This window comes from uncultured Aquincola sp., from assembly GCF_964001545.1.
GTDB lineage: Bacteria > Pseudomonadota > Gammaproteobacteria > Burkholderiales > Burkholderiaceae_C > Aquincola.
The window spans coordinates 1-7,208 of record NZ_CAXFDV010000657.1 but is presented as its reverse complement, the minus strand read 5'-3'; the positions used below and the strand labels follow the sequence as shown (position 1 = coordinate 7,208).

The following is a 7,208-nucleotide window of genomic DNA, read 5'->3' as shown; positions in this document are numbered from 1 at the left end:
GTGGCCGCCGGCCTGGGCGGCTGCAGCACCGCGGGCTATTACGCGCAGGCGGCGCACGGCCACCTCGACCTGCTGGCCCGCGCGCGGCCGGTGCCCGAGGTGCTGGACGACCCCGCCACACCGCCGGCCCTGCGCGAGCAGCTGGTGCGATCGCAGCAGATCCGCGACTATGCGGTCGCCGAGCTGCACCTGCCCGACAACGGCAGCTACCGCCGCTATGCCGACCTGGGCCGCAGTGCAGCGGTGTGGAACGTGGTGGCCACGCCCGAGCTGTCGCTGCAGCTCAAGACCTGGTGCTTTCCGGTGGTGGGCTGCATCGGCTACCGCGGCTATTACGACCGCGCGGCGGCCGATGCATTGGCCGCCCAGCTGAAGGCCGAAGGCTGGGAGGTGGCCGTCTATGGCGTGCCGGCGTACTCCACGCTGGGCTGGAGCGACTGGCTGGGCGGCGACCCGCTGCTCAACACCTTCGTCGGTTGGGGCGAGGCGGAGCTGGCGCGCATGGTGTTCCACGAACTGGCGCACCAGGTGGCTTATGCCAATGGCGACACCGCCTTCAACGAGAGCTTTGCCACCGCGGTGGAACGCATCGGTGGCGATCGCTGGCTGGCCCAGCACGGCGCGCCCGGCAGCCGCGAGGCCTACGACCAGATGGCCGAGCGCCGCGCCGACTTCCGCGCGCTGACCCTGGCCGCCCGCACCGACCTGGCGGCGCTGTACGCCAGCAGCGCCAGCGACGACGACAAGCGCCGCGCCAAGGCCGAGCGCCTGGCCCGGCTGCGCGCCGACTATGAGGCGATGAAGCGTGAACGCTGGGGCGGTTATGCCGGCTACGACGCCTGGTTTGCCCGCGCCAGCAACCCGTCGCTGGCGGTGCAGGGCGCCTACAACGACCTGGTGCCGCAGTTCGTGCGCCTGTTCGAGCGCCTGGGTGGCGACTTTCCCCGCTTTTATGCCGAGGTGCGCCGCCTGGCGGCGCTGCCGATGGCCGAACGCCGCGCGGCGCTGCAGGCCGCGCCCTGACCCCTTGAACCCCGAGACCGACACCGAGGAGAGCCGAATGGCCCGTCAGCCCGACATCCACATCCAACGACCGCATGCCCTGGGCCTGCCGCAGGCGCGGCGCCTGGCCCAGCAGTGGATGACCCAGGCCGGCGAGAAGTACGGCCTGCAGTTCGAGACCGAAGAAGGCCGCGACGGCGACACCGTGCGCTTCGAGCGCAGCGGCATACAGGGCACGCTGGCGGTCAAGGCCGATCAACTCGACCTGCAGGCCGAGCTGGGCTTTCTGTTCAAGGCGATGAGCGGCACGGTGGAGGCCGAGATCGCCCGCAAGCTGGATGCGTTGCTGGCCAAGGCGACAGGCTGAGCGCAGCGGGCTTGGGGGCCTACGGCAACCCGCCCGCCGGGCCGCCCCAAGGGCGGGTACTCCCCCTCGGGGGGGCGCGAGCGCAGCGAGCTAGGGGGCCTACTTCAACGATTCGATCAGGTCGATGTAGTCGCCCATCGCCTGCTCGGCCGAGGTACCGGCCAGCGATTGCCAGGCGTCGTACTTGGCGCGGTTGACGAAGTCGGTCAGGCCGGGGCGGTCGCCCTGCACGTCGCCGCTGGTGGCCTGCTTGTACAGGCCGTAGATCTTCAGCAGCGTCATGTTGTCGGGCTTCTCGGGCAATTGCTTGCTCTCGGCCACGGCTTGCTCGAAACGGGTCTTCAGGTCTTCGGACATCAACTTCTCGTCGGAAAGAAAAAGGTCAGACGGCCGGTGCCGGCACGTTGAACACCTGGCGCAGGTAGGCCAGGAAAGTGTGGTCGTCGCAGATGGTCTTGCCGGGGCTGTCGCTCAGCTTGGCCACCGGCTGGCCGTTGCAGTGGGTCAGCTTCATCACGATGTGCAGCGTCTTCAGGCCCACGTCGTTGGTCAGGTTGGTGCCGATGCCGAAGCCCAGTTGCGTGCGGTCGGCAAAGTGCCGGTACAGCGCCAGCGCGCGCGGAATGTCCAGCCCGTCGGAGAAGGTCAGCCGCTTGGTGTGCGGGTTGATGCGCAGCTTCTCGTAGTGGGCCAGGGCTTTTTCGCCCCACACGATGGGGTCGCCCGAATCGTGGCGCAGGCCGTCGAACAGCTTGGCGAAGTACAGGTCGAAGTCGGACAGGAAGGCGTCCATGCCCACCACGTCGGTCAGCGCCACGCCCAGGTCGCCGCGGTACTCCTGCACCCAGCTCTCCAGCGCCGCCTTCTGGAAGTCGCGCAGCCGCACGCCCAGCGCCTGGTAGGTCTGCAGGTACTCGTGCGCCATGGTGCCGATCGGGATCAGGTCCAGGTCGCGCGCCAGCAGCACGTTGCTGGTGCCCTTGAAGTAGCGCGAAGCCTCGCGCTTGAGCGTGGTCACCACCTCACGCTGCCAGGCGCCGCTGTAGCGCCGGCGCACGCCGAAGTCGAAGAACTCGAAGGGGTGGGTGCGCGGCGCCTCGTTGTCGAAGCGGTCCAGCAGCTCCAGCTTGTCCTGCAGCCGCTGGCGGCCGCAGACCAGGGCCTGGTCGGCATCGAAGCGGCGGAAGTACAGCTCGTTGACCATGGCCAGCACGTAGATCTCGAAGGCCATCACGTGCACCTGCGGACCGTTGGCGATGATCTCCAGCGTGTCGCCCGAGATGCGCACGTGGATGAACTCGCGCTGGAACTGGAAGATGCGCAGGAAGTCGACGAAGTCGGTCTTGATGTAGCGCAGGCCGCGCAGGTACTTCAGCTCGTCGGGCCGAAAGCGCAGGCTGCACAGATGGTCCAGCTGCTCGCCGATCTCCTGCTCCAGCTCGGACAGCGGATAACCCGGCTCATGCCGGCAGACAAAGCGGTATTCGGCCTGCGTCTGCGGATGGCGATGCAGCATCGCCTGCCACATGGTGAACTTGTAGAGGTCGTTGTCGAGCAGGCTGTGGATGATCGGTTGCACTCGGGTCTCTCCGGCGGCGCGCCTGGGCCGCACCCGGGGGCATTGTCGTCGCAAGCCCCGAGGCGGTCCGGCCGGCGGCCGGCAGGCCTCAGCGCGGCGCGGCCATCTCGCGCAGCCGGCGCTTGAGCGCCCGCTCGCGCCGGTCTTCTTCGAGCCAGTCGGCGCGCACGCCGCGCCACAGCGCCAGCGCCATCAGCAGGATGACGACGGTGAAGGGCAGCGCGAACACGATGGTGGCCGTCTGCACCGCCTTCAGCCCGCCGCTCAGCAGCAGGCTGACCGCGATGCCGGCGATCAGCAGGCCCCACAGGATCTTGCTGCGGGCCGAGGGGTTGGGGTCGCCGCGGTGGCTCATCATGCCCAGCACCAGCGTGGCCGAATCGCCCGAGGTGATGAAGAACACCAGCACCAGCAGCGTGGCCACCACCGACATCACGCCGCCCAGCGGCAGCGCATCGAACAGCGCGAACAGCGCGGTGGACACGTCGGCCTTGACCGCCTCGGCGATGGGCGCGCCCTGCAGCAGCTGCAGGTTGAGCGCGGTGCCGCCGAAGATGGAGAACCACAGCATGGCCGCGATGGTGGGCGCCAGCACCGTGCCCAGGATGAACTCACGGATGGTGCGGCCGCGCGACACGCGGGCGATGAACAGGCCCACGAACGGCGCCCAGGACACCCACCAGGCCCAGTAGAAGATGGTCCAGCTGGCCACCCAGTCGTTCTGGCGGAAGGGCGTCATGCGCAGGCTCATGCGCACCAGGTCGCTCAGGTAGCCGCCCAGGGTGTTGGTCAGCGTGTCGATGATGGCCACGGTGGGCCCCAGCACGAACACCGCCAGCGCCAGCGCCGCGGCCACCATCAAGTTGGCGTTGGACAGCCACTTCAGCCCCTTCTCGACGCCGCTGACGGCCGAGGTGATGAAGATGGCGGTGGTGACGGCGATGATGACCACCTGGGCGGTGTTGCTCACCGGCAGGCCGAACACCCGCGCCAGGCCGCTGTTGATCTGCAGCGCGCCGATGCCCAGCGACGCCGCCACGCCGAAGGCGGTGGCGATGACGGCCAGTGCATCGAACACCGGCGCCAGCCGCTGCACCAGCCGCGAATCCAGCGACGAGGTGACCGCGCTCACCAGCGCCGGCTGCTGCCGGCGGAACTGGAAGAAGGCGATGGCCAGCGCCACGATGCTGTACACCGCCCAGGGGTGCAGCCCCCAGTGGAAGAAGCTGTAGCGCATGGCCGCGTTGGCCGCATCGGCCGTGTTGGGCGCGACGCCCGGTGGCGGGGTGCCGTAGTGCGAGATGGGCTCGGCCACGCCCCAGAACACCAGCCCGATGCCCATGCCCGCGGCAAACAGCATCGAGAACCAGGAGCCCAGCGAGAACTCGGGCTCGTCGTCTTCACCGCCCAGCTTCAGCGTGCCGTAGCGGCTGAAGGCCAGCAGCACGCACATCACCACCAGCGCCAGTACCACCCACAGGTAGAAGGAGCCGAAGGTGTGGGTGATGAAGCCCAGGGCTTGGTCGAACGTGCTGCCGAGCGAGTCGGGGAACAACAAGCCCCAGCCGACAACGACGACGATGAGGCCCGCGGCAATGAACGTTGGCATCGGTGGCCCTCCAGGTACAGAAGGCGACCGATGTTAAGCGCGGTGGCTTTTTCAGCTGCTGCGGCGGCGGCGAGCTGCGGGCATAAGCGCGGCGGCGCCCAGGGCCATCAGCAGCCAGGTGGAGGGCTCAGGCACCGCGGCCACGGCCTGCACGCCGTTGATGTGCAGCTGCCACAGGCCGCCCTTCTGGTCGCCGTAGTTGATGTCGGCGGTGGGCTGGGTCCACTGGCCGATGGCGATGGGCGCCTCGGCGTCGTAGCTGAAGCCTTGCGACAGCTGCGTGCCATTGGGCGCGTTGAAGGTGGCCACCAGCGTGACCATGTAGCGGCCGGCCGAGGGCTGCTGCAGCGTCAGGCCGCTGTCGTAATAGCCTTGTCCGGCGCCGAGCGGGTCCGCGTCGTCGTTCTGGCCGATCAGCGTCCAGTCGTTGCCGCTCTGGCGCCACACGGCCAGCGCGGGGTCGAAGTTCAGGCCGCTCTGCCAGGAGTCGGTGAACAGGCTGACGTCGCTGCCGCCGGCAGCCACGTCGAAGGTGATGCGCACCACGTCGTTGTGGTGGGCCAGCTGGCCGCTGAGGGTGAAGTCGCCCGCGTGGGCGGCGATGCCGGTGGCGGCCAGCAGCGCGGCCACGGTGGCGCGCAGGGCGGAAGGGAGGGTGGTGGTCATGAGAGAGATCCTGCTGAAGGGATGTCAGGGGGCCAGTTGCGGCGGGTTGGCGCGCGGCGTGGTCTGCGCCGAAGGCACCAGGCGGTTGGTGCCGGCCTGCACCTCGAAGGCAGTGCCGAAGGCCTGCACGTGGCTGATGCTGGCCACCGTGTCCACGTACCACCATTCGCCCACCACGCGCTGCGGCGTGGCATCGATCAGCATGTAGCCGCGGCGCATCAGGTCGATGTACTTGAAGTGCGGGTTCTGGCTGCGCAGGAAGGCGGCGGTGCTGCCCTGCGGGTCGTTCACGCCCGGCGAGGTGACCGAGGTGCCGACGAACTCCACCGCGCGCGAGCCTTCGCCGGTGCTGCGGTTGTAGCCGCCGCTGGTCACGTCGGTATTGTTCGGGTCCTGCGTCAGGTCGGCCGCCCAGGAGCTGTGGATGTCGCCGGTGAGCACCACCACGTTGTTCACGCCCGGCGTGGTGGCATTGCCCTTGAGGATGTCGTAGATGCGGTCGCGGGCGGGCTGGTAGCCGTCCCACTGGTCGGCATTGAGGAACGCGCCGCCACCGGCCGCATTGGCCGCGCCCACGCCCTTGAGCTGCGCGAACATCACGCCCTGGCCCAGGAACTTCCACTGCGCCTTGCTGTTGCGCAGGCTGCTGGCCACCCAGGCCTCCTGCGTGTCGCCCAGCAGCGTGCGGCTGGGGTCGGTGAAGGCACCGGTCTGCGTGAACTGGCCGCCCGCGGGCAGCTGCTGCGAGCGGGCCGACACGCGTTCTTCCAGCATCAGCAGCTCGGCCAGGTCGCCGTAGCGGAAGCCGCGCCAGTTCTTGCGCAGGTTGGCCGAATCAGGCACCCGCGTCGGCATCCATTCGTAGTAGGCCTTCAGGGCCTGGGCCACCCGATCGGCCCACACGCCTTCGGCGCCTTCGGTGTGGTTCTGCGCGCCGTCCTTCCACGAATCGTTGGTGATCTCATGGTCGTCCCAGATGGCGATCATCGGGTGCTGGCGGTGCATGGCCTGCAGGTCGGCATCGCGCTTGTACTGCGCATGGCGCATGCGGTAGTCGGCCAGGGTGACGATTTCGTGCGCGGGCTCGGTGGCGCGGGCCGTGCCGTACTGGTTGGTGCCGTATTCGTACAGGTAGTCGCCCAGGTGCATCACCAGGTCCAGGTCGGCCCGTTCGGCGATGTGGCGGTAGGCGTTGAAGTAACCGTAGGCGTGGTTGGAGCAGCTGACCACCGCCATGCGCAGGCGGTCGACCTGGCCCACCGGCAGCGTGCGGGTGCGGCCGATGGGGGAGTCAACACCTTCAGCCTTGAACTGGTAGTAGTAGGTGGTGGCGGGCTGCAGGCCGGCGGCGTCCACCTTCACGGTGTAGTCGCGGTCGGGGTTGGTCTTGGTGCTGCCGCGCAGCACCACCTGGGTCAGCGCCGCATCGCGCGCCACCACGTACTGCACCGGCACCGCGCCGCGGCCGGCAACGGGCGTCACGCGGGTCCACAGGATCACGCGGTCGGACAGCGGGTCGCCGCTGGCCACGCCATGCTGGAACACATTGGCCACCGCGGCGGCCATGGCCGAGCCCAGCGGCATCAGCGTGGCAGCGGCGAGGGCGGCGGTGCCACCACCCGACTGGCGGAAGAACTGGCGGCGGTTCGGTCCTTTGCGGACCGGCGGTTTGACGAGCGGGCGTCCCATGGCTGTACTCCTGGCGATGTGCTTGGCACCCGTGTGAACGACACGTCAACGGGCGGTGAAGCGGGGCAGTGTGGGCAGGGTGTATGTCAGGCGTGCGACGGTTTTGGGGGTGCCGTTCGGTTTGGCTGGGCTTGGCTGGCTGGCTGGGTGGGTGGGTGGGTGGAACACCCTGGGTGGGTTGCGTGCTGGTTTGCGCAGGGCCGTGCGGGCGGGCCCGGGGGCTTAGCTTCCGCGGTCGGCACTGCGTGCCGACTGCCCTGCGCTACTCGGGTGGGTGGCCCGCGGTCCAACTCGCT

The 7,208-nt window shown here is 69.0% G+C and carries 7 protein-coding genes; 2 read left to right on the top strand and 5 right to left on the bottom strand.

What is annotated here, in order from left to right; all coding sequences use genetic code 11:
• Positions 1 to 1,023, top strand: a complete 1,023-nt coding sequence (locus ABNT58_RS22790; RefSeq protein WP_348755692.1) for an aminopeptidase — start codon at positions 1 to 3, stop codon at positions 1,021 to 1,023.
• Positions 1,024 to 1,060: 37 nt separating this feature from the next.
• The gene (locus tag ABNT58_RS22785; RefSeq protein ID WP_348755691.1) at positions 1,061 to 1,369 is read left to right on the top strand and encodes a polyhydroxyalkanoic acid system family protein; all 309 of its coding nucleotides are present in this window, start codon (positions 1,061 to 1,063) and stop codon (positions 1,367 to 1,369) included.
• A 99-nt stretch (positions 1,370 to 1,468) separates the two neighbouring features.
• Here the strand turns inward: ABNT58_RS22785 and ABNT58_RS22780 are convergent, their stop codons facing one another.
• The 5 genes from ABNT58_RS22780 to ABNT58_RS22760 all read right to left on the bottom strand — a co-directional run bounded on the left by ABNT58_RS22780 (position 1,469) and on the right by ABNT58_RS22760 (position 6,912).
• The gene (locus ABNT58_RS22780) at positions 1,469 to 1,726 is read right to left on the bottom strand and encodes an acyl-CoA-binding protein (protein ID WP_348755690.1); all 258 of its coding nucleotides are present in this window, start codon (positions 1,724 to 1,726) and stop codon (positions 1,469 to 1,471) included.
• 25 nt (positions 1,727 to 1,751) lie between these two features.
• The gene (pncB, locus tag ABNT58_RS22775) at positions 1,752 to 2,948 is read right to left on the bottom strand and encodes a nicotinate phosphoribosyltransferase (protein ID WP_348755689.1); all 1,197 of its coding nucleotides are present in this window, start codon (positions 2,946 to 2,948) and stop codon (positions 1,752 to 1,754) included.
• Between the two features lie 88 nt (positions 2,949 to 3,036).
• The gene (locus ABNT58_RS22770) at positions 3,037 to 4,557 is read right to left on the bottom strand and encodes a BCCT family transporter (RefSeq protein ID WP_348755688.1); all 1,521 of its coding nucleotides are present in this window, start codon (positions 4,555 to 4,557) and stop codon (positions 3,037 to 3,039) included.
• A 51-nt stretch (positions 4,558 to 4,608) separates the two neighbouring features.
• Positions 4,609 to 5,223 carry a DVUA0089 family protein gene (locus ABNT58_RS22765; protein ID WP_348755687.1) on the bottom strand — a complete coding sequence of 205 codons (615 nt, stop codon included), beginning with the start codon at positions 5,221 to 5,223 and terminating at the stop codon, positions 4,609 to 4,611.
• Between the two features lie 24 nt (positions 5,224 to 5,247).
• The gene (locus ABNT58_RS22760) at positions 5,248 to 6,912 is read right to left on the bottom strand and encodes an alkaline phosphatase D family protein (RefSeq protein WP_348755686.1); all 1,665 of its coding nucleotides are present in this window, start codon (positions 6,910 to 6,912) and stop codon (positions 5,248 to 5,250) included.
• Between the last annotated feature and the right edge of the window lie 296 nt (positions 6,913 to 7,208).